Here is a 20,767-nt window from a genome sequence, read left to right on the forward strand (position 1 = left end):
TACTGCCCTGTGGTGGGGTGGGAGAGTAGGTCGCTGCCACGGTTTTTTGTGAGGGAGGGGGTTGCCTTGTGGGCGGCCCCCTCCTTTTTTGTGTGTGGGGTGGGGTGGTTTTTTGGGGGCTGTGGCCCTCTTTTTTGTGCCTGTGCTTGTGCGTTTGTGAAACGGGTGGTGTGCGGGGTGGTGGGGGGTGGGGTGGCCCCCCTGTTTCCAGGAAAGCGGAGTGGGGGTGTGCCGCGCCAGGGGAGGATGCCGCCTGTGGACGACACGGGGCCCGCAGACGCCCCGTAGCGCGTCCGCGGGCCCCGTCGGTGTGTCAGACGCCTGCGGTGGCGGGTGAGGAGGGGGAGGCCGGTTCGGTGGCCAGCCCGTGGAGGTCGGCGGCCTCGATCTCCTCGCGGGTGATGCCGAGGATGAACGCGATCGTGTCCAGGTAGGGCACGTTCACGGAGGTGTCGGCCTGCTGGCGGACCACCGGCTTCGCGTTGAACGCGACGCCCAGTCCCGCCACCTGGAGCATGTCCAGGTCGTTCGCGCCGTCGCCGACGGCGACCGTCTGCTCCAGGGGCACGCCGGCCTCGGCGGCGAACCGCTTCAGGGTGGTGGCCTTGCCCTTCCGGTCGATGATCGGGCCGACCAGTTCGCCGGTCAGCGTCCCGTCCACGACCTCCAGGGTGTTCGCCGCGGAGTAGTCCAGCCCGAGGCGTTCCACGAGCACGTCCGTGATCTGGGTGAAGCCGCCGCTCACGATCCCGCACTCGTAGCCCAGGCGCTTCAGGGTGCGGACCAGGGTCCGGGCCCCGGGGGTCAGCTGGATCTCCTCGCGCACCGCGTCGATGGCGGAGGCGTCGAGGCCCTTCAGCAGGGACACCCTGCGCCGGAGGGACTCCTCGAAGTCGAGTTCGCCGCGCATGGCCTCCTCGGTGACCCGGGCGACCTCCTGCTCGCAGCCGGCGTGGGCCGCCAGGAGCTCGATCACCTCGCCCTGGATCAGGGTGGAGTCGACGTCCATGACGATGAGGTGCTTGGCGCGGCGGTGCAGGCCGCTGGGCTGCACCGCGACGTCGACGCCCTGGGTGGAGGCCTCCATGGCGAGCTCGGCCCTCAGCTGCTCGGCGCTGCCCCCGGAGATCTCCATCTCCACGGAGGTCACCGGGTAGCTCGACAGCCGCTCTATCCGGTCGATGTTCGCTCCGGCCCTCGCCACGCACGACGTGATCGCGCCGAGGGCGCCGGGGCGCAGGGGGTCGGCCAGGACGGTCACGTGCAGGCGGCCGGAGGCGAAGTCGTTGACGCGGCCGTTGCCGTCCCCGTCCCCGTACTCGACCTCCATGTCGAGGTCGATCGCGGTCTTGTCGAGGGCGCTGCGCACCTCCTCGAAGACCCGCTGGCGGCTCACGCCGGGGGCCACGCGCTCGTCGACCCCGAGAACCGTCCCCAGCACCAGGCGTCCCGCCAGAACGACCTGTTCGAGGTCGACGATGGTCACCGGGAAGACGGAGAGGGTGCTCAGGAGACGCGCGCTGATGCCGGGCCGGTCGTGCCCGGTCACTGTCACCAACAACGTGGAATCATCATTCATGGCGTCTTCCACGGTACTCGGCCGGGGGAGGGGCCGGTCGAGCCGGGAGGGCTCTTCGCCCAGCTAGTTCACCATGTGGACAGCTGGAGGAGAGGTGTAGGTCACTCCGGCGCCTACCGGTTGCCCCGGTTCTTCTTCTTGCGGCGCGGACCCTTGGCCTTGATGTCCACTCCGCCGAGCATGCACGTGCCCGTCAACCGGATGATCGGGGCGTTCGGGTCCGTGACCTGGTCCGTCCCGTGCATGTCCGCGCCGCCCAGGATCGCCGAGGTGTTGTTGATCACTCTCACCCCGTGCGGCACGGTGATGTCCACCCCGCCCATGATGACGGCGACCTGGATGGTCACCTCGTGCTGGCTGAGGACGGCCTCGCGGAGGTCCAGTTCGACCCCGCCGCAGAGCACGGACACGTTGGTCCGGGGCTCGACCAGCCAGCGGCCCTTGCGCTCGCAGCCGCCGAACACCGCGACCAGGTTCTCGGAGCCCTTGCTCTGGCCGGCGAGGTCGCGGGCCTCGCTCCCCAGGATCTCCATCCCGCTCGGGGGCTCGGACGACCGGCGGTCCATGGCCGCGTAGTCGTACCCCTGGTCGGTGACGGGCAGGTCCGAGACGATCGGGGCGAGCTCCCCGACGGTCTTGGCCCTGTACAGGGTGTCCAGGCGCTCCTCGTGCTCCACCGGGGTGAGGCGACCTTCAGCCACGGCCTCCCGCAGCCGCTCGGCAACCTTGTCCCGGTCCGCGTCGGAGGCTCGGATGTGCTCGGGCTGCATGATGACTGGTTCTCCTCGTCGACTCGGTGGGGCCGGGGCCCGGCGCCACACACCCAGTATCGGCACTCTCCCGTCACGATGGATCAGGTATATCCCCTGGACCTACCCCGAGAATTCCCGCGCCCCTTACCAGGGTGCGCCGGAGCGCCGGGCGTTCGCGCCTCCGTCACCGGTCCCGGCCCGGTCCTCCGGGGCCGGTCGGGAGCCGAGGTAGGCCGAGGGGCGGACACCGGTGTGGCGCAGGAAGGCGGTCGACAGGGCGCCCGGTTCGGCGAACCCGCACAGTCGAGGACATCGGAGTCGAACACCATGCGGCCGACCCTGGCGGGGCCCGGGCCGGGCCTCCGCACCCGCCCCGCCCCTCTCGGGCCCGGAGCGCGCGGCGCGGCGTGGTGGTGGCCGCAGGGGCGCCCTGCGGAGAACCCCAGGTGCGGTCGGAGGCGCGCACGGTGGTCCGGCGGGGGGAGCGCTCCTAGCGTTGGGCCATGGCCTTCTCCACCCTCCGCGGTGCACCCGTCCCCCCGCGCGGGCGCTCCGTCCCCGCGCTCCTCTGCCTCCTCGGCGCCGTCGCGCTGCTGGTCCTCCCCGCCGCGCCCGGCTCCGCCGGGACGGCCCCGCTCACCCCGGGGGCCGCTCCTCCGGCCCCGTCCCCCGGGGAGGTGGACGCGGTCGTGGAGGAGTACCGCCGCGCCACCGGTCTTCCCGGCGCCGCCGTGGTGCTCACCCGCGGCACCGAGGTCGTGCACGCCCGCGGGTACGGGACCACCCCGGGCGGCGCCGCCGTCACCGAGCACACGCCCATGGCGGTGGCCTCGCTCAGCAAGTCGGTCACCGCGCTGGCGGTCCTCCAGCTGGCCGAGGAGGGGGAGCTCGACCTGGACGACCCGGTGCGGGAGCACCTGCCCGAGTTCACGATGGCCGACCCCCGGGCGGAGCGGATCACCGTGCGCCAGCTGCTCGACCAGACCTCCGGCATGTCCGACACCGAGTTCGCGTCCTACAGCCGCGGCAGGGACACCCTCACCCTGCGCGAGTCCGTGGCGGACCTGCGCGGCGCACGCCTGGCCGCCGAGCCCGGCACGCGCTGGGAGTACCACAACCCGAACTTCCAGGTCGCCGCCCGCCTCGTCGAGGTGGTCGGCGGCAGGCCCTTCGCCGATCACCTGGAGGCACGGGTGTTCTCCCCGCTGGGGATGGACGACAGCACCACCGTCGACACGGACCTGGACCTGCCGTCCGGTGCGCGGGGGCACGTCTCCGTGCTCGGACGCGCGTTCCCCGCGGACGAGCCCCCCGGGTTCGGCAACGGCTCCGGCGGCGTGGTCAGCACCGCGGCCGACATGGGCGCGTGGCTCGTCGCCCACACCGGCGGCGGGCTGGGGCCGGACGGTGTCCGGATCCTGTCGGAGGAGGGCGTCCGGGCGCTGCACACCCCCTCCGCGGCCTCCGGGTCCTACGCCCTGGGATGGTCGCTGGGGGAGACCGCGTCGGGTTCGCGGGTCGTCGAGCACGGGGGAGACCTGCTCACCGCGACGGCGCACCAGGCACTGCTGCCCGACAGCGGGTACGGCGTGGCCGTCATGGCCAACACGGGGTCCTCGTGGGGCGGGGCCCACCCCCTGGCCTCCGCGCTCGTCGAGCTGGTCGACGCGGGCTCCGCACCCGGGCCGCCGACGGGCGCCGGACCGGTGGTCGTCGACGCGGTCCTCCTGGCCGCGGGAGCCGCCGCCGTCCCGCTCGCCTGGCGCGGTGTGCGGCGGTCGCGCGACTGGGCCCTCGCGCGCGAGGGCGGCCCCCGGTGGGCGGTGGCGGCGCGCCTGCTGCCCTACGCGGGGCCGCCGCTGCTCCTGGTGGTCCTGCACGAGGTGGTCGGGTGGCTGTTCCGGGGGAGGGACGTGGCGTGGTTCCAGGTGCCCTATCTCTTCACGTCGTTCTGGTCGGCGCTCGCCGTGGTCGCCCTGGCCTGCGCGGCCGTCGTCTCGGCGAGGGCGGTCCGCCTCGCGGCGCTGCGCCGCCGGACACGGGGCGGTCGCGCCGCCGGGGCCGGGCGGGGGGAAGGGGAGGCCGCGTCCGCCGGGTGAGACGGCCCGGGAACGCCGAGGGGGTGCGGTCCGGGGGGACCCGTCCGGCCGCTCCGACAGGGGCCGCTGAGGGGCCCTCCGCCCCGACCACGGGGCCGGAGCGGCGTCGGCGGAGCCCGGCCCGGTGTCCGCCGTGCCCGCCCGGTCCGGCTCAGCGGCCGTTCGGCGCGTGCCCGGGGAGGGCGATGGCCGCGTGGGCGGCCACCCTGGCCCGCCGCACCGCGGCGTCCAGCTTCCGCAGCGCGTCGGACCGCGCCGCCGCCTGACGGGCGTCCATCCCTCGGCCCGACGCCGGCTCGGCCAGCCTCACCACCTTCGCGAGCCGTTCCGCCTGGGCCGCCACCCGGTGGGCGCGGGGCGGGTAGCCGTGCGCCAGCGGCGGCGCCTCGCGGCCCCCCAGGTCGCCCAGCTCCCGGTGCACGCCCGGGGCGAACGCCGCGATGTCGTCCACGCCCTCCAGGGTCCTGGCGACCTCGATCAGGGTGAGCTTCAGGGTCTGCTCCGCCTCGGCCAGACCGGGAACCTGCGGGGGCGCCGGGTCGGCCCGATACGGCGCCCACGAAACGCCCACATAGGATGAACCACGCCGGTCGGGGGAGGGCACCATGCCCATCTGCTGGCCGGCGAGCTGCACCAGCACCCCCTCCTGGGCCTCGATGGCGGCCTGGTTGAGCTCCTTCGGGCCCACGAGCCCGAGGGGGTCGCCCCAGGTCGGCAGGGACAGCCGGAACGCGGACAGTCCCAGGCCACGAAGTCGTACCAGTGCCGACCGCAGCGGTACGCCGCTGTCGAAGGGCAGGTCCGCGACAGGTACTGTCCCGATCAGGTTGGGGCCGCCGCGCCGTTCGACCGCGTCGACGGCGTCGTCGAGCCCGACGTGGCCTGACAGCCAGGCGTTGCCCCAGGCGACGAGTGGTGCGGACGTGAGTTGCATTGCTTCAGGGTAGGTCGGCCCGTGCACCGGCGTGGGGCGTGATGTGAGGGAGGACGATGGACGGGCGGGTTCTGGGCCTGAGCGGGGTCACGGTCCGACGGGGTGGCGCCACCCTGGTCGACGGCGTGGACTGGTCGGTGCTGGAGGGTGAGCGGTGGGCGGTCCTCGGGCCGAACGGCGCGGGCAAGACGACGCTCCTCAACGTGGCGTTCAGCCAGCTGTACCCGACCGCGGGCGACGTGGAGATCCTCGGCGAGCGCCTGGGACGGGTGGACGTCTTCGAGCTGCGGCCCCTGATCGGCTACGCGGGCGCCTCGGTGGCCTCGCGGATCGAGGCGGGCACCCCCGTCCTCGACATCGTGCTGAGCGCCGCCTACGGGTACGTGGGCCGGTTCCGCGAGGAGTACGGCAGCCCGGACTACGGCCGCGCCCGCGCGCTGCTGGGCCACTGGGGGGTCGCCGACCTGGCCGACCGGGACTTCCACACCCTGTCCGAGGGCGAGCGCAAGCGCGTCCTGATCGCCCGCGCGCTGATGGCCGACCCGGAGCTGCTGCTCCTGGACGAGCCCGCCGCGGGTCTGGACCTGGGGGGCCGGGAGGACCTGGTGCGCCGCCTGGGCGGGCTGGCCCGCAACGAGTCCGCGCCCGCCCTGGTCGTGGTCTCCCACCACGTGGAGGAGATCCCGGCGGGGTTCACGCACGTGCTGCTGCTCCGTGACGGCGGCGTCGTCCAGGCGGGGCCGATCGAGGAGGTCCTGACCGCCGAGCACCTGTCGGAGACCTTCGGCCTGCCGCTCAAGGTGGAGCGCGACGGCGACCGCTGGAACGCGCGCGCGGTCTGACCAGGGCATTCCGAGCGGGAAGTCGCCGATAGGGATTGCGGTAATAACACAAATCGATTGACCATAAACAGTATTCCTGTCCAGATGTGGTCGCCCCGACGTATATGGGGTAGCGTCAACGGTCGGTGAGCGGATCGCTCCATTTCGGCGCGCTTGGAGATCTTCGGGTGGGCGGGTCCGCCGGTGGACGCGGTCCGTCCGCACCGCCTGCCACCCCCGTCAGGAGATCCGGAGCTGCCCAGATGTCGATACTGAACGCCGCCCCTTGTTCGGAGACCGGGGTGCGCCGATGACCATGATCATCATCGTGGCGCTTTTCGTCGCGGTCCTGTTGCTCATCTTCTGGCGGAGCGTGCGTATCGTTCCGCACTCGATGGAGGACGTCGTCGAGCGGTTCGGTAAGTTCCACCGGACCCTGAGCTCGGGTTTCAACGTCGTCATTCCCGGGGTCGACCAGGTGCGCGAGCGGATCGACCGCCGCGTCCAGGTCGTGAGCTTCCCCCCGCAGTCGGCGATCACCGAGGACAACCTCGCGGTGGAGGTCGACTCGGCCGTCTACATCCGCGTCCGGGACGCCTACAAGGCCACCTACGAGGTCGCGAACTTCATCCAGGCCGTCGAGCAGCTCACCCTGGCCACCCTCCGCAACGTCATCGGCGGCATGAACCTGGAGGGCACGCTCACCTCCCGCGACGAGATCAACCGCGAGCTCAAGGCGGTGCTGGACGAGGCCACCCGCGACTGGGGCATCGAGATCAGCCGCATCGAGCTCAAGGGCATCGAGCCGCCGTCCTCCGTGCAGGAGGCGATGGAGATGCAGATGCGTGCCGACCGCGAGAAGCGCGCGCAGCTGCTCAGCGCCGAGGGCGAGAAGCAGTCCGCCGTGCTGCGCGCTGAGGGTGAGCGTGCGGCGGCGGTGCTGCGGGCCAAGGGTTCGGCCGAGGCCCAGATGCTCACCGCCAAGGCCGACGCCGACGCCCAGACGCTGCGGGCGCGCGGTGAGGCCGACGCCATCCACATGGTGTTCAAGGCGCTGCACACGAGCCGGGTGGACCCGGACGTGCTGGCCTACCAGTACCTCCAGAAGCTGCCCGAGATCGCCAAGGGCGACGCCAACAAGGTCTGGATCGTCCCGTCCGAGATGGGCAGGGCCCTCCAGGGCGTCGGCACGGCCTTCGACCGGCTCCGCGACGAGGTCGTGCGGGCTCCCTGACCCGGGGCCGCCCGGACCCGGCCCTCCTCCCCGCCCCGCAGGACGGCGCGCACGGCGCCCGACCTGCGGGGCGGGGCGCGTTCCGGGGCCCGTCGCGCACCGTTCGGCGGGGACCGGCTATGCCCTGGATCACGTATCCCCGGCGTGGGGCGCCGATGACCGGCTCTCGTAGTCTGTTGACGCCCTCGACGGTCGGGGAGCGGGATCCGGAAAGCTGGTCGCATGGAACTCTGGGAGGCGGCGGTCATCCTGCTGGCCGGTGTGGCGGCCGGCGGGGTCAACGCGATCGCGGGCTCGGGGACCCTGTTCACGTTCCCCGTGCTCCTCGCCCTCGGCTTCCCGCCCGTCACCGCGACCGTGTCCAACAGCATCGGGCTCGCCCCCGGCACGCTCAGCGGCACCATCGCCTACCGGCGCGAGCTCGCCGGCCAGCGCGGCCGGATCCTCCGCCTCGGCGGGATGTCGTTCCTCGGCGCGATGACCGGCGCGCTCCTGCTCATCTACCTGCCCGCGGGCGTGTTCGAGTTCGTCGTGCCGTTCATGATCGGCGGCGCGTGCGTGCTGATCCTGCTCCAGCCGCGGATCACCAGGTGGGCGCGCTCCCGCCGACCGGCCTCCAAGAACGGGGGACCCCTGCTGCCGCTGGGCGCCTACGCGACCGGCACCTACGGCGGCTACTTCGCCGCGGCCCAGGGGATCATCCTCATCAGCATCCTCGGCGCGTCCCTGGACGACGACCTCCAGCGGCTCAACGCGCTGAAGAACGCGCTGACCACGATCGCCAACGGCACCGCCGCCGTGTTCTACATCGTGCTAGCCTCGCCGTCGTGGCCGGTGGTCGGCCTCATCGCGGCCGGGACCGTCATGGGCGGCTACCTGGGGGCCAACTTCGGCCGCAGGCTCAGCCCGGCGGCCCTGCGCGTGTGCCTGGTCGTCGTCGGGCTGACGGCGGCGGTCCAGCTGGTCATGGGCCGGATCTGACCGCTCCCCGTACCCGGCCGACCCGCCGTCCGGGGCCGGATGCGCGGCGGGGGCTGCCCCGCGGGGGGCTCAGGTGCGGAAGTAGCCGCGCCGGTCGGCGTCGTCGATCAGGGCCGCCGCGTAGGCTCCCAGGGCCTCGGAGCCCTCCTGGATCAGCTTGACCTTCTCCATGACCTGTGCCCGGGTGATGCCGAACCGGACCCAGGTCCCGCCCTCGTTGTGCCAGTTGGCGAGCATCGGGGACAGCCTGTCCACGGCGCGGGCGAAGCGGGCCTCGGCGGAGACGCGTGCCTCGAACTCCTCCCAGAGCTCGCGGGCGCGCTCGGCCTGGTCCTCGGGGAGGAGGGGGAAGATGCGGGCCGCCGCGGCCCGCTCGCGCGCCTCCTGCGTCTCGGAGTTCACCTTGTCGAAGAGGAAGGTGTCCCCGGCGTCGATCTCGACGATGTCGTGGAGCACGAGCATCTCGACGACGCGGTCGATGTCGGTGCCCTCGGGGGCGTACTCGGCGAAGGTGCGGGCGGAGAGGGCCAGGTGCCAGGAGTGCTCGGCCGAGTTCTCCCGCCGTGATCCGTCCACCAGCAGGTTCTGCCGCAGGATGCGCTTGAGCTTGTCGACTTCCAGGAGGAAGCGGAGCTGTGCGTTCAACCGCTCGTTGTCGACCCCGCTGGCAAAGACCGGTGCCGGTTCCGTCACGTGGTTCGCCCTCCTGAAGGATGAGTCGAAACGGTCAGGTGGACCGCTCGGTGCGGTCGCCACTGGATGATCCCATGGAACGCGTACCAACTGTCGCGTCGGCGTACGTCGAGGGGACGCGCGGCGAGGCGGCGGAGTGTACGCGGTGAACGGTCGGCGTGCCCGCGGCCCCTGCCGGGGGCGTGGCGCCCCGGGGGCCGTGACTAGGCCTCCGCGGATGCCCGGACCTGCGTGGAAGACGTGAGGTGGCGGTGGAACCACTCGGTGAGCGCCCTGTCGGCGAGTACTCCCGCCGGGGTGGGCCGCCCGGGTTCGAGTCCGGGCTCGGGTCCGATGGCGTGTGCCAGATCGGGCACCACGATGTGACGGAGCGCATGCTCGGGGGCGTGCCCGGCCAGGGCGTCGCACAGCGCCCCGCCCTGTTCGGGGGCCACGACGTCGTCGAGCCCGCCGTTGACGACCAGCAGGGGGACGCGTCCCCGGGCGATCTCGTCGGCCCGGCCGACGAAGTCCAGCCGTGCGCGGGCCTGGAGGGCCCGGTCGGTCCACCTGTAGGGCGTCCCGTCGCGTCGCGCGCGGGCGGTGACGACCAGGGCCGGGTCCACGACCGGGTTGACGACGGCGGCGGCGCCGACGGGCACGCGGCCCTCGGCGAGGGCGAGCAGGACCGCGGCGGCCCCGGCTCCCACCCCGGCCAGGCCGACGGGGGCGTCGGTGACGGGGAAGGCCGAGCGCAGCTCGGAGACGGCGGCGCGGAGCTCGGCGGCGGCCTGCTCCACCACCGGGGCGAACAGGTCGACGAGGTGGTCGCGCTCGCCGCGGCGGTTGACCTCGGGGACGCCGCCCTCGGGCAGCCGGGCGCCGAACAGCGGCAGCCCGAGGTGGATCCGCCAGGCCGGGAGCGCCGCCATGGGCAGGGTGCCGGCGAGGGAGGCCTCGGCTCGGGGCGGCTCGAAGGCGTGCAGGCCGACGACGAGCGGGGCCGGGAGGTCGCCCGTCGCGGGCGGCAGGGCGAGGAAGGGCACCCCAGCGGCGGTTCCGGTGACGGGGCCGGTGAGGGTTCCGGCGTCGGCTACCACGGGTGGTCGCCCCCGCTGCGCTCGGAGAAGTCGGACAGGTAGCTGCTGACCAGCCGCTTGGCCTCGCCGATGAGCCTGGTGTCGCCGTCGGCGTCGTCGCGGAAGGCGAGCTTGAGGACGGCGTCGGCGGCCTCGACGGCTACGTGGACGGCCCGGTCGAGTGCGTCGTCGTCGGGGATGCCGGTGACGGAGACGATGATCCGGCGCAGGCGGATGGAGATGACGCGGTTGTTGTCGGCCCCGCCGTTGAGGAGCCGGGTGTCGACGATGTCGCCGAAGTGCAGGCTGCGGAAGCCGGGCACGTGGCGGTGCATGTCGATGTACTCGTCGACGACGGCGTCGACGGCGGCGGTCCAGTGGCTGAACGACGCGTCGGCGATCCGCTCGGTCACCCGGGCGCCGAACTGGTCGAGGAAGCGCAGGCCCAGCGCCTGGGTGATGGCCTTCTTGTCCGGGAAGAACTGGTAGACGGAACCGATGGCGACCCCGGCCCGTTCGGCGATCCGTGTGGTGGAGAGGTTGTCGTAGCCGACCTCGTCGAGGAGCTCGGCGCAGCAGTCGAGCATGCGCTGCACTCTGAGCATGCTGCGCTGCTGGGCCGGAAGTCTCCGGAGGGGGGCCTGCGCGAACGCGAGTTCGTCGTGGGCGACGCCGGCCGGTCCACGGCTCTCGCGCGGCGCGTAGGCGCTCCCGGCGGGACCGGGGGAGCGTCGCGACCGCGGGGGCGTTGAGCTTCGGGAATTTGTCGTCACGGCTCCTATGATGCCTTTCCGGAATCACCTGGTTCCGGGGAAATTCCAGTTTCGTTCCCCGACCCCTTCCCGTGGTGTCCGGTCCGCCTGTGCCGGAGGCGTCGCCCGGGTCCTGGGCGGTGCGGACGGGGGGCAGGGGCGTCGGCGCCGTTCGTCGTGTTCGTCGGTCCGTGTCTGTTTCGCGGCCCGGGGCCGCAGGGGGACCCGGTCGCCCGGGCCGCTCAGGATAGCGCTTTCCAACGGAGGGCGTGGCATGGTTGGATCAGTGCCCGACGCAGTGCACGCACCCCTCCTGGAGGCTGAGCCATGACCACCGCCCCGGACACCACACCGGAGGAACTCGACGCCGTCCTCGAACGGGCCGCCGCCGCGGCCCCGCTCCTGGCCGCCCTCACCCCGGGCGAGCGCGCCGGCCTGCTGCGCGCCGTCGCCGACGCCCTCGACGGCGCCGCCGACCGGCTCGTGCCCCTCGCCGCGGAGGAGGCCCACTACCCCGAGGCGCGCTGCAAGGGAGAGCTGGGCCGCACCACCTTCCAGCTCAGGCTGTTCGCGCAGACCCTGGAGGACGGCTCCTACCTGGAGGCCGCCGTCGACCCCGCCGACCCCGAATGGGGGACGCCGCGCCCGGACGTGCGCCGCATCCTCGTCCCGCTCGGCCCCGTCGTCGTGTTCGGGGCCAGCAACTTCCCCTTCGCCTTCGCCACGGCCGGCGGGGACAGCGCCTCGGCGCTGGCCGCCGGGTGCCCGGTGGTCGTCAAGGCCCACCCCGGCCACCCGGAGCTGGCCCGCGCCACCGCCGGTGTCGTCGTCGACGCGCTCACCGGGGCCGGGGCGCCCGAGGGCTCTTTCGCGCTGGTGGAGGGCATGGAGGCGGGCAGGCTGGCGGTCACCCACCCGCTCACCCGCGCCGTCGGGTTCACCGGGTCGATCCCGGGCGGGCGCGCCCTGTTCGACCTGGCCGCGGCCCGGCCCGAGCCGATCCCCTTCTACGGCGAGCTCGGCAGCGTGAACCCGGTGTTCGTCACCCGTGCCGCCATGGCGGCACGCGGAGAGCAGATCCTCGGCGGCTACGCCGACTCGGCGGCCATGGGGTCGGGGCAGTTCTGCACGAAGCCGGGCGTGGTGTTCCTGCCGGAGGACGCCGACCTCGGCGCCCTGGTCGCCGACTTCGCCGACAGGGCGGCGGGCCCGCTCCTCAACGACCGCGTGGCGGAGGGGTTCGAGCGGGGCCTGGACGCGCTCAGCGGCCACCCCGCCACCGAGGTGCTCGTCCAGGCCAGGCACACCGGCGACGACTGGTCCCCGAGCCTGCTGCGGACCGACCTGGACTCCCTGCTGGAGCACGCCGACACCCTCCTGGAGGAGTGCTTCGGGCCGGCGACCCTCGTGGTCGCGTACGCCGACGAGCGCCGCCTCCTGGAGGCGGCGGGGGTGCTCCGCGGCCAGCTCACCGTCACCGTGCACGGTGAGGAGGACGACCCGGTGGCGCCCGCGCTGCTGGCGCTGGGGGCGTCCGTCGCGGGACGGGTGGTCTGGAACGGATGGCCGACGGGGGTGGCCGTCACGTACGCCATGACCCACGGCGGCCCCTACCCGGCGACCACCGCGCCCCTGCACACGTCGGTGGGCACCACGGCGATCCGGCGATTCCTGCGCCCGGTGTCCTTCCAGTCGGTGCCGCAGTCGCTGCTCCCCCGCGAGCTGCGCGACGACAACCCGCTGGGCGTGCCCCGCCGCGTGAACGGGGCCGCGCCCACCGTCTGATGCCGTCCGGGCCGGGGCCGGGCGCGCTCCGATGGGTGCGCCCGGCCCCGCCCCCGGCGCCGCGTCCCCGTGCCCGGGCCCTGGGCGTTCCGCCGCTCGGCCGGGCGCGTGGGCGGGGCCTCCGGCCCGGCGCGGGGCGTGAAGCCCGATGCGTGGGGCCCGTACTCACGGCTCCGGCACCGGTTCCGTGAGTGAGAGCCCGCAGGGACGGCGCTCCCGGTCACGTCGTGCCCGGGGCCCGGGCCGCGTTCACGCCGTGGTGTCGGAACCCTCGTCCGCGCCGTCGCCGTGGGCGGCGTCGTAGGCGTCGCGGAACGCCTCCACGCGGAGCCGCCGGCGCTTCATCATGGAGGGGGTCATGCACGCCAGCACCAGTAGGAGGGCGGACAGTCCCAGGAGCAGGATGGGGAAGCCGGAGACCCCGCTCTCCAGGATGCGGATGACGACCTGGAACACGTTGAGAAGGGCCATCGTCGCGAACACGACGGCCAAGGCGACCGGCGTTCCGCTGGACAGCTGCCCCTCGACGACGATTCGCCCCAGCCGGTTGGTCTCCGGGTCCGGGCCGAGTCTCCCCTTCCGGACGAGCCGCCAGGCCTCCGCGAGCTTGGCGGGGTCGGTGCCCGGGGGGAGGTTCTTCAGTTTGGCGGCCTCAAGTGCGCGCCCGGCCCGCTTGGCCTCGGGGGACATGCCCCCCGAAAGCACCGCGGCCATTGCGAGGGTTCCGGTCACCAACAGCAGGCCCATCGTGAGGAGGGCGCCGAACAGCCAGGCACCGGTCGCCGTGGAGAAGCCCAGGATTCCGGCCGCAGCGATCACGAACAGCAGTGCGCCCGAGGCGCGGAGGGCGAACGCGCCCGGGTGGCTGGCGCGGTAGGTCCGGAGCCGGGCGGCCCAGCGGGGGCGCGGCGGACGGGGGACGGAGGGGTGGGGGTCGCCCTGGGGGATCATGTCCGCAATGTACCCCTCTGTGGTTCGCCGACCGGTCGCGGTCGCCCCGACCGGGGGCCCGGCGCACCACGACGGCGGGCGGGCCGCCGGGGGGAGAGGCTGACAGGCCGTCGTCAGGTTCGTCCGGAAGGGGTTGGGCGGGCGCGTGACCGCGCGTAACCTCGCGCCATGGAGAACCACACCGCCCCCGCCGGGACCGGCGTCGACGCGCTCGTCCGGGACCTTCCCAAGGTCGAGCTGCACGTCCACCTCGAAGGCTCGATGCCCGCCGAGACCCTCTTCGGCCTGGCCCGCAGACACGCGGCCGAGGGCGTCCCCGACACCCTGGAGAAGCTCCGGGACTGGTACGCCTTCACCGACTTCCCCCACTTCATCGAGGTCTACCTGGCGTCGGTGACGACCCTCAGGGACGAGGAGGACTTCGCCGTCCTCGCCTCGGCGGTCGCCGGGCGGCTGGCCGCGCAGAACGTCCGCTACGCGGAGGTGCACGTCAGCCTCTACACGCACCTGATGCGCGGTGTGCCCGCGCGGGTGGTGTTCGACGGGATCGAGCACGCGCGCCGCGAGGCCGAGCGCGAGCACGGCATCAGGCTCCGGTGGATCCCCGACTTCCCCGCCGACTTCGGTCTGGAGAGCGCCGAGGCCACGCTGGAGGCCGTCCTGGCGGAGGGCCCGCCCAGCGTGGTGGGCTTCGGGGTGGGCGGTGTGGAGACGCCCCTGGAGCAGTACGCGGGGGTGTTCGGCAGGGCGCGCGCCGCCGGGCTCGCCAGTCTCCCGCACGCCGGTGAGCACGGTGGACCCGAGCGCGTGCGGGAGGCCCTGGACGCGCTCCGCGCCGAGCGCATCGGGCACGGCATCGACTCCATGCGCGACGCGGAGCTGGTGGCCCGGCTGGTGGAGGAGCAGGTCCCGGTGGACGTCAGCCCCACCTCCAACGTGTGCACCCGCGCCGTGGAGGCGATCGGTGACCACCCGCTGCCCCGCATGCTCGACGCCGGGCTGCTGGTCACGCTCAACACCGACGACCCGACCATGTTCGGCACCGACCTCAACCGCGAGTACGCCACCGCCCACCGGCTGGGACTGGGGGCCGGGGACCTGGTCCGCCTCGCGGCGAACGCCGTGCACGCCTCCTACCTGGGGGCGGCCCACCGCCGCGCCCTGCTGGCCGAGATGGAGGAGGTCGCCGCCCGCCACGGGGTGGGGGTCGGGAGCCTCTAGGTCCTGTTTTGTGGATTCTTCCGGGCTCGCGTCCACCAGGCTGCCTCTCGCTGCGCCTCTGCGCTCGTGAAGCACAACCAGGCTGAACTTCGCACATCGGCTTGCGAGAGATGGCCTGGACGGCCGCTCGCCGACCCGAAAGCCTCCAAAAAACACTCCCTAGGGACCCTGCTCCTCCCGGACCCCCGCTCCGATGCGGCCCCGGTGTCGTGGGGGCACCGCGGCCGCCTGTGAGCGCGGGGACCTTCGGCGCCCCCGCCGGATCGGCCCGTCCCCCATCAACCCGTCCGCGGCGCCTCCAGAACCCGCGGGCACCCTGGCTCGGGGTTCCGGCCGTGCTCCGGCCGACACGCGGTCGCCGGGCTGACCCCCGGGAGCGCCCCCGAGCAGGAGACTTGGGGGTGCGCCGGGCACGGCAGTGCCCGTGCCCTGCTCCGGGGGGAGACGCGATGCGACGGGACTCCGGCGGGAACGCCGAGGGGGGCTCCGGCCACGGCGGGGGCGCCGGGGAGCCCGGCCGGGCGGCCGCGGGCGGCGCCGGTGCGGACACGGGCGCAGACCGCGCCGACGGCGGGGACACCGGCCCCTACGTGTGGGAAGCCCCTCCCTCGGACGGCTCCCGCGCGCGCGGCGCCCTGGCGCGGTGGCTCCTGGCCAGGCGGGTGGACGAGGTGGGCGGCCCGGGGTCGGCGCCGCACGCCGAGCGTCAGCACGCCTGGTGGCGGGTCATGTGCCTGACCGGCGTCGACTACTTCTCCACCCTCAGCTACCTCCCGGCGATCGCGATCCTCACCGCGGGCGCCCTCTCACCCGTGGCGACGCTGCTGATCGTCGTCCTCACCCTGGGCGGGATGCTGCCCGTGTACCGGAGGGTGGCCGAGCGCAGCCCGCACGGCCAGGGGTCGGTGGCGATGCTGGAACACCTGCTCCCCGAGTGGAGGGGCAAGTTCCTCGTCCTGTGCCTGCTGGGCTTCGTGGCGACGTCGTGGATCGTCACCATCACCCTGTCCACCGCCGACGCCACCGCGCACCTGGCCGCCAACCCGTACACCCCCGCCGCCGTGGCCGACCACCCGGTGCCGGTCACCCTCGTCCTCCTCGCCCTCCTGGGCGCGGTGTTCCTGGCCGGGTTCCGCGAGGCGGTCCGGATCGCCGTCCCCCTGGTGCTGGTGTTCCTGCTGCTCAACGCGGTGGTGGTGGTCGCCGCGCTGGTGCGCATCGCGGCGGACCCGTCGACCCTCGCCGGCTGGGAGGGCGCGCTCCTCGGGAACGGCCGGGGGCTCCCGTCGATGGCGGCCACCGTCCTGGTGGCCTTCCCCCTCCTGGTCCTCGGCCTGTCGGGGTTCGAGACGGGCGTCAGCATGATGCCCCTGATCCGGACCGGGGGAGGGACCGGACAGGAGCGCCTGCGGTCGCGGATCGCCGACACACGGACCATGCTGACCACGGCCGCCGTGGTCATGAGCGTCTACCTGCTGTCCACGACGTTCGTCTCCGGGGTCCTGGTCCCCCGGGAGGCGGTGGAGCCCGGCGGGCCCGCCGCCGACCGCGTGCTCGCCTACCTCGCGTACGACCTGCTCGGCAACGGGTTCGGCGTGTTCTACGACGTGAGCACGGTCCTCATCCTGTGGTTCGCCGGGGCCTCGGCCATGGCGGGCCTGATCAACATCGTGCCGCGCTACCTGCCGCGCTACGGGATGGCGCCCGCGTGGGGACTGGCCGTGCGGCCCGTGGTGCTGGTGTACACGGCCGTCGCGATGGCCATCACCGTGGCCTTCGACGCGGGGGTCACCGCCCAGTCGGGTGCGTACGCCACCGGGATCCTCGCCATGCTGGTCACCTCGGCCCTGGCGGTGACGATCCTCGCCCACCGCTCGGGGCGGCGGCGGGCGGTGGCCGGGTTCGGGTTCCTGACGGCGGTGTTCGGCTACGCGCTCGCCGACAACGTCGCGGCCAGGCCGGACGGGCTGCTCATAGCGCTGGCGTTCGTGGCCGGCACCGTCCTGGTGTCGCTGGTCTCACGGGCGCTGAGGAGCACGGAACTCCGGACCAGCAGCGTCCACCTGGACGAGACGGCGGTCAGGTTCGCCCTGGAGGCGGTGCTCCGGGGCCGGCTGCACCTGTTCGCCAACCGGCCCGGGTCCGGCGGGGCGGCCGGGTACGAGGAGATCGAGCGCGAGCAGATGCTCCTGCACCCGATCCCGCTCCGGACGCCGCCGCTGTTCGTGGAGGTCGAGGTGCACCACCCGTCGGAGTTCGCGAGCGTCCTGCGGGTGCGCGGGGTGGAGGTGGACGGCCACCGGGTCCTGCGGGTGCGCAGCCCGGCGGCCCCCAACGCGCTCGCGGCGGTCCTCCTGTGCCTCCGTGACCGGACCGGGGCCGTTCCGCACTGCTACTTCGCCTGGTCGGAGGGGTCGCCGATCCGGCTGCTGTTCAGGTTCGGCGTGCTGGGGGAGGGGGAGACCGCGTCGTTCACCCGGGAGATCCTCCGCGAGGCCGAGGGGGAACCGAAACGGCGCCCGGTCGTCCACGTCAGCTGAGGTGCGGGGCTGCGGTCGGCCCCCGTCCCCGGTCCGCGCGCGGGTCACTCCTCCCGGGCGGCGGCCCCGGCCGGCCGAACGTCCGGACCGGGGCCCGCCGACGGGCGCCCGCCCCGCCGGAGGGGGCGGACGCCCGTCCGGTCCGCTAGGCGGGGGAGTCGGTCAGGGGCAGCCCGCACCCGGCGCGCATGTCGAGCCACGTCTGGGCGGCCTGACCCGCGGCCTCGTCCTCGTAGGGGACGGGCACGCCGCCCTGGATCCGCGCCGGCGCCCAGTCCGCCCCGGTCACACTGCCCCGGTCGAAGGTGAGGGTGAGCACCCCCGTCTCGGCGGTGGGCCCCTCGACGTTGTAGAACACGAAGTTGCCCAGCCCGTAGTGCACGTAGGAGTCGCCGGTGAACCCGCCCGGGGACAGGACGTGCGCGTGGCCGCCGACCACGGCGGTCGCCCCGGCCGAGACCAGCTCCTCGGCGAGGGAGGGCGCGTGCGGCAGCGGGCAGTGCGCGCCCTCCAGGCCCCAGTGGAGGAAGACCACGACGTTGTCGTGCTCGGCCGCGGCCCCGGAGACCGCGTCGAGCATCCGCTCCCGCATCTCGTTCTTGGTGGAGGCCATGCCGGGCTTGCCCTCACCCGCGGTCCACTCCGCCACGAGGTGGTCGTCCATGACGTCGGTGGCGCCGAGCAGGGCCACGCTCTGGCCGTTGACCTCGGCCACATGGGGTGCGTACGCCTCGTCGGCGTCGCGGCCCGCGCCGACCAGCGCGACACCGGAGGCCTCGCCGTTCTCCAGCGTGTCGATCAGTCCGTCCGTGCCGTAGTCCATGCCGTGGTTGTTGGCGACGGTGGCCACGTCCACGCCTCCGGCGGCCAGGGCCTCCAGGGCGCTCGGGGGCGAGCGGAACAGGAACTCCTTGTCGGGGGCGGGGGTGCCGCCCTCGGTGACGGCGGTCTCCAGGTTGACCATGGCCAGGTCGGCGGCGGAGAGCTGCGCGGAGACGGGGCCGAGCGCGGTGGCGGGGTCGGCCAGGCGGGGTTCGAGCATCCCCTCGAACATGACGTCGCCGCCGAAGGCGATGGTGAACGGCTCGTGGGAGGACTCGGACTCCGTGTCGGGGGAGGGCGGGGCGGAGGCCTCCACCCCGGGGGCGACCGCGCCCTCCACCTCTTGCGTCTGCCCGTCACCCTCCGAGGAGCAGGCGGTCGCGGCCAGGAGGAGGGCGAGTGTCGCGGCGCCGGCCGACAGTGTCGTGCGCGTGCGGGGGCACGGGGGTACGGACTGCATTGCATGCTCCAGTGGGGGCGGGGGAAACGGAGGGCATGTCCTGAAAAGAGGACGCACATCATGCGTTTCCAGTTGGCCTTCATGAACGGATTGGCGGCCATGGGCGTACCGACCCGTCACCGGTGATCACCGGCAGTGCTCAGAGTAGGGCCGGCGGTCCCTTTTTCGTCGGTACGACATCGGCTGTATTCCGGTCGGTTTTCGGCCGCCCGCCGTCGATCGCACGCTCATGGCCAGCGGGTTCGGTCGAGGCCGCCGTGAGTGGGGTGAGAGTTTCCTGAGTTGCGGTAGAGGTCGTATTGGGACGGCGAAGGCATCATTTCGGCTGCTGTGAGTTCCTTTTTCTCTTTCCTTGGCGCCGGCATCGGAGGGGGCGGGGGTCGTCGTGCGAAGGGTCCTTCCGTCTCCGGTGCTCCGGGAGCTCCGTGCGTCGCGCACGTCTATCCGCTCTTTTCTCTCCAACGCCGCATTGTTCTCATGGAGCGCAAGGGGGTGCCTTGGGGTATAAGGCGTACTCGAAGACCGGTCAAACTAATCAACGAAGGTGCTTAGTGGATTACGCACGGGGGTTTACCTGAAAAAAATTCATCATCTTTCATGGCTCTCTGTTGTTTTGTGTGTACCCTGAGTAGTCGTCTCCATGCCTGTGAACAGCGGGTATCCCTCAGAGTGACATACTGTGAGCGGAAGGTATTTGTGGCGATGGCGGACATTGCCTGAAAACGCGTGCGAGCCCGCAGTGGCTTGCTAACGTTTCGGTCCGTCGGCGGTTCGTCCCCGGAAAACCACTTCGGAGAACGCCGGACCACGACTCCCACGTGCGCGGGTCACCCCGCCGTTCCACCGCTCGCCGGTGACGGACCCGCACGGTCGTGGCAGCGGGACCGCACGAGTGCTCCGCCGCGACGCGGACACCCGGTCCGCCCACGACCACCAGCGCCACGACCGGCGCAACCCAGGCTGTCTCCGTGAAAGGTCCTAGCCGCACATGCGCAACACACTCCGTTACTCCTTCGCCACCGTGATGACCGCCGGGCTGGTCATCGCCCCCGTCACGGCGGCCTTCGCCGACACCACCACCGACGGCTCCGGCGGCATCGGCAGCGGCAACCAGATCGTCGTCCCCGTGGACATCGAGGCCGATCTGTGCGGCAACTCGCTCGCGGTGCTCGGCATCTCCTCGGCCAAGTGCACCCGGGTCTCGGAGGTCCTCTACGAGGTCAGCGGCCAGGGCGGGGCCGCCACCAGCGGCGCCGGCGGCATCGCCAGCGGCAACCAGATCATCGTCCCCGTCGACGCCGCCGTCGACGCGTGCGGGAACTCCGTCGCCGTCGGCGGCATCTCCGAGGCCGAGTGCCTGGAGGTCGTCGAGGTCCTGGAGCAGGAGAGCGCCGACGCGCCCCGCGCCCTCACGGACGGCTCCGGCGGGGTGGCCAGCGGAAACCAGATCGTCGTCCCCGTCGACGCGGCCATCAACGTCTGCGGCAACTCGGTGGCCATCCTGGGCGGCTCCAGTGCCAAGTGCACCACCATCATCAACATCATCCAGGCCTCCCCCGAGAACGAGGGCGGAGCCTCCACCAGCGGCGCGGGCGGTGTGGCCAGCGGCAACCAGGTGCTCGTCCCCGTCGACGCCGCCGTCGACATCTGCGGCAACGCCGTCTCCGTGCTCGGCCTCGCCCAGTCCGCCTGCATGGAGACCATCTCCGAGGGCGGGGACCCCGACCCCGAGACCCCCGAGGAGCCCGAGGAGCCGGGTGGCGAGACCCCCGAGGAGCCCGAGGCCCCCGAGGAGGAGCCCACCGTTCCGGAGGCGCCCCGTGAGGAGGACAGGGGCGAGGACGACTCCAGCGTCAGTGGCGACCGGCCCGCCACCCCCCAGCCGCAGGCCGACGAGCAGCTCGCCGTGACCGGTACCGCTCTGGGCGGCCTCGTCGCCGCCGCGGTCGCCGCGATCGGCGCGGGCGGCGCGGGCCTGTACTTCGCCCGCAAGCGCAAGGCGTCCGCCGCCGCCGGCCACGAGGAGTAGGAGGCCCGGGTCCGGCAGGTCCGGACCGGGGTCGGGACGCGGGGAGGGGAGGCTCC

The 20,767-nt window shown here is 73.2% G+C and carries 16 protein-coding genes; 8 read left to right on the forward strand and 8 right to left on the reverse strand.

The features are described 5' to 3' along the window. Positions 1 to 313: 313 nt before the first annotated feature. Complete coding sequence (gene serB / locus ABZ234_RS27075) at positions 314 to 1,579, reverse strand: phosphoserine phosphatase SerB (RefSeq protein WP_267947480.1); 1,266 nt, start codon at positions 1,577 to 1,579, stop codon at positions 314 to 316. A 113-nt stretch (positions 1,580 to 1,692) separates the two neighbouring features. Continuing rightward, on the reverse strand, positions 1,693 to 2,349 hold the full coding sequence (locus ABZ234_RS27080; RefSeq protein WP_355013903.1) for a DUF1707 domain-containing protein: 657 nt from the start codon (positions 2,347 to 2,349) through the stop codon (positions 1,693 to 1,695). A gap of 485 nt (positions 2,350 to 2,834) precedes the next feature. On the opposite strand from ABZ234_RS27080, the gene ABZ234_RS27085 reads away from it, so the two are divergent. Further along, positions 2,835 to 4,430, forward strand: coding sequence for a serine hydrolase domain-containing protein (locus ABZ234_RS27085; RefSeq protein ID WP_355013904.1), 1,596 nt, complete (start codon positions 2,835 to 2,837; stop codon positions 4,428 to 4,430). Between the two features lie 151 nt (positions 4,431 to 4,581). Here the strand turns inward: ABZ234_RS27085 and ABZ234_RS27090 are convergent, their stop codons facing one another. Beyond that, positions 4,582 to 5,364, reverse strand: a complete 783-nt coding sequence (locus tag ABZ234_RS27090; protein WP_267947483.1) for a hypothetical protein — start codon at positions 5,362 to 5,364, stop codon at positions 4,582 to 4,584. Between the two features lie 56 nt (positions 5,365 to 5,420). Here ABZ234_RS27090 and ABZ234_RS27095 point away from each other — a divergent pair, with 56 nt between their 5' ends. From ABZ234_RS27095 to ABZ234_RS27105, 3 genes are all read left to right on the forward strand, one after another. Then, a complete protein-coding gene (locus ABZ234_RS27095) occupies positions 5,421 to 6,206 on the forward strand; it encodes an ABC transporter ATP-binding protein (protein ID WP_330161998.1) in 786 nt (261 codons plus the stop codon). A 289-nt stretch (positions 6,207 to 6,495) separates the two neighbouring features. After that, positions 6,496 to 7,419 (forward strand): SPFH domain-containing protein, encoded by a 924-nt coding sequence (locus ABZ234_RS27100; protein WP_267947485.1) that lies wholly within the window; start codon positions 6,496 to 6,498, stop codon positions 7,417 to 7,419. A 222-nt stretch (positions 7,420 to 7,641) separates the two neighbouring features. Continuing rightward, entirely contained in the window at positions 7,642 to 8,400 is a 759-nt protein-coding gene (locus ABZ234_RS27105) for a sulfite exporter TauE/SafE family protein (RefSeq protein WP_355013905.1), read from the forward strand. Between the two features lie 69 nt (positions 8,401 to 8,469). Here the strand turns inward: ABZ234_RS27105 and ABZ234_RS27110 are convergent, their stop codons facing one another. The 3 genes from ABZ234_RS27110 to ABZ234_RS27120 form a co-directional block, all read right to left on the reverse strand. Further along, positions 8,470 to 9,093 carry an HD domain-containing protein gene (locus ABZ234_RS27110; RefSeq protein ID WP_267947487.1) on the reverse strand — a complete coding sequence of 208 codons (624 nt, stop codon included), beginning with the start codon at positions 9,091 to 9,093 and terminating at the stop codon, positions 8,470 to 8,472. 203 nt (positions 9,094 to 9,296) lie between these two features. Further along, positions 9,297 to 10,172, reverse strand: a complete 876-nt coding sequence (locus ABZ234_RS27115) for an alpha/beta hydrolase (protein ID WP_355013906.1) — start codon at positions 10,170 to 10,172, stop codon at positions 9,297 to 9,299. After that, positions 10,166 to 10,756: a TetR family transcriptional regulator gene (locus ABZ234_RS27120; protein ID WP_344182555.1), complete on the reverse strand. Its 591-nt coding sequence runs from the start codon at positions 10,754 to 10,756 to the stop codon at positions 10,166 to 10,168. The genes ABZ234_RS27115 and ABZ234_RS27120 overlap by 7 nt, the downstream gene beginning before the upstream one ends. A 474-nt stretch (positions 10,757 to 11,230) precedes the next feature. On the opposite strand from ABZ234_RS27120, the gene ABZ234_RS27125 reads away from it, so the two are divergent. Then, the gene (locus ABZ234_RS27125) at positions 11,231 to 12,688 is read left to right on the forward strand and encodes an aldehyde dehydrogenase (NADP(+)) (RefSeq protein WP_355013907.1); all 1,458 of its coding nucleotides are present in this window, start codon (positions 11,231 to 11,233) and stop codon (positions 12,686 to 12,688) included. A gap of 249 nt (positions 12,689 to 12,937) precedes the next feature. Here ABZ234_RS27125 and ABZ234_RS27130 read toward each other — a convergent pair whose 3' ends face one another. Next, entirely contained in the window at positions 12,938 to 13,639 is a 702-nt protein-coding gene (locus ABZ234_RS27130; protein WP_355013908.1) for a hypothetical protein, read from the reverse strand. Between the two features lie 168 nt (positions 13,640 to 13,807). Between ABZ234_RS27130 and add the strand changes: the two genes are divergently transcribed. After that, complete coding sequence (add, locus tag ABZ234_RS27135; RefSeq protein WP_355013909.1) at positions 13,808 to 14,860, forward strand: adenosine deaminase; 1,053 nt, start codon at positions 13,808 to 13,810, stop codon at positions 14,858 to 14,860. Positions 14,861 to 15,309: 449 nt separating this feature from the next. Beyond that, positions 15,310 to 17,400: an amino acid transporter gene (locus ABZ234_RS27140; RefSeq protein WP_355013910.1), complete on the forward strand. Its 2,091-nt coding sequence runs from the start codon at positions 15,310 to 15,312 to the stop codon at positions 17,398 to 17,400. Between the two features lie 145 nt (positions 17,401 to 17,545). Here ABZ234_RS27140 and ABZ234_RS27145 read toward each other — a convergent pair whose 3' ends face one another. Beyond that, complete coding sequence (locus ABZ234_RS27145; RefSeq protein ID WP_355013911.1) at positions 17,546 to 18,682, reverse strand: CapA family protein; 1,137 nt, start codon at positions 18,680 to 18,682, stop codon at positions 17,546 to 17,548. A 988-nt stretch (positions 18,683 to 19,670) separates the two neighbouring features. On the opposite strand from ABZ234_RS27145, the gene ABZ234_RS27150 reads away from it, so the two are divergent. Then, complete coding sequence (locus tag ABZ234_RS27150) at positions 19,671 to 20,711, forward strand: chaplin family protein (RefSeq protein WP_355013912.1); 1,041 nt, start codon at positions 19,671 to 19,673, stop codon at positions 20,709 to 20,711. Positions 20,712 to 20,767: the final 56 nt, after the last annotated feature.

This window comes from Nocardiopsis sp. NPDC006198, assembly GCF_040613895.1.
Lineage (GTDB): Bacteria > Actinomycetota > Actinomycetes > Streptosporangiales > Streptosporangiaceae > Nocardiopsis > Nocardiopsis tropica.

Bases quoted from the DNA above. Each gene is read 5' to 3' on its own strand.
- serB (WP_267947480.1), bottom strand. From the start codon at position 1,579: ATGAATGATGATTCCACGTTGTTGGTGACAGTGACCGGGCACGACCGG.
- ABZ234_RS27145 (WP_355013911.1), bottom strand. From the start codon at position 18,682: ATGCAGTCCGTACCCCCGTGCCCCCGCACGCGCACGACACTGTCGGCC.
- ABZ234_RS27100 (WP_267947485.1), top strand. From the start codon at position 6,496: ATGACCATGATCATCATCGTGGCGCTTTTCGTCGCGGTCCTGTTGCTC.
- ABZ234_RS27125 (WP_355013907.1), top strand. From the start codon at position 11,231: ATGACCACCGCCCCGGACACCACACCGGAGGAACTCGACGCCGTCCTC.
- ABZ234_RS27090 (WP_267947483.1), bottom strand. From the start codon at position 5,364: ATGCAACTCACGTCCGCACCACTCGTCGCCTGGGGCAACGCCTGGCTG.
- ABZ234_RS27105 (WP_355013905.1), top strand. From the start codon at position 7,642: ATGGAACTCTGGGAGGCGGCGGTCATCCTGCTGGCCGGTGTGGCGGCC.
- add (WP_355013909.1), top strand. From the start codon at position 13,808: ATGGAGAACCACACCGCCCCCGCCGGGACCGGCGTCGACGCGCTCGTC.
- ABZ234_RS27150 (WP_355013912.1), top strand. From the start codon at position 19,671: ATGCGCAACACACTCCGTTACTCCTTCGCCACCGTGATGACCGCCGGG.
- ABZ234_RS27095 (WP_330161998.1), top strand. From the start codon at position 5,421: ATGGACGGGCGGGTTCTGGGCCTGAGCGGGGTCACGGTCCGACGGGGT.
- ABZ234_RS27130 (WP_355013908.1), bottom strand. From the start codon at position 13,639: ATGATCCCCCAGGGCGACCCCCACCCCTCCGTCCCCCGTCCGCCGCGC.
- ABZ234_RS27080 (WP_355013903.1), bottom strand. From the start codon at position 2,349: ATGCAGCCCGAGCACATCCGAGCCTCCGACGCGGACCGGGACAAGGTT.
- ABZ234_RS27140 (WP_355013910.1), top strand. From the start codon at position 15,310: ATGCGACGGGACTCCGGCGGGAACGCCGAGGGGGGCTCCGGCCACGGC.
- ABZ234_RS27085 (WP_355013904.1), top strand. From the start codon at position 2,835: ATGGCCTTCTCCACCCTCCGCGGTGCACCCGTCCCCCCGCGCGGGCGC.
- ABZ234_RS27120 (WP_344182555.1), bottom strand. From the start codon at position 10,756: ATGCTCAGAGTGCAGCGCATGCTCGACTGCTGCGCCGAGCTCCTCGAC.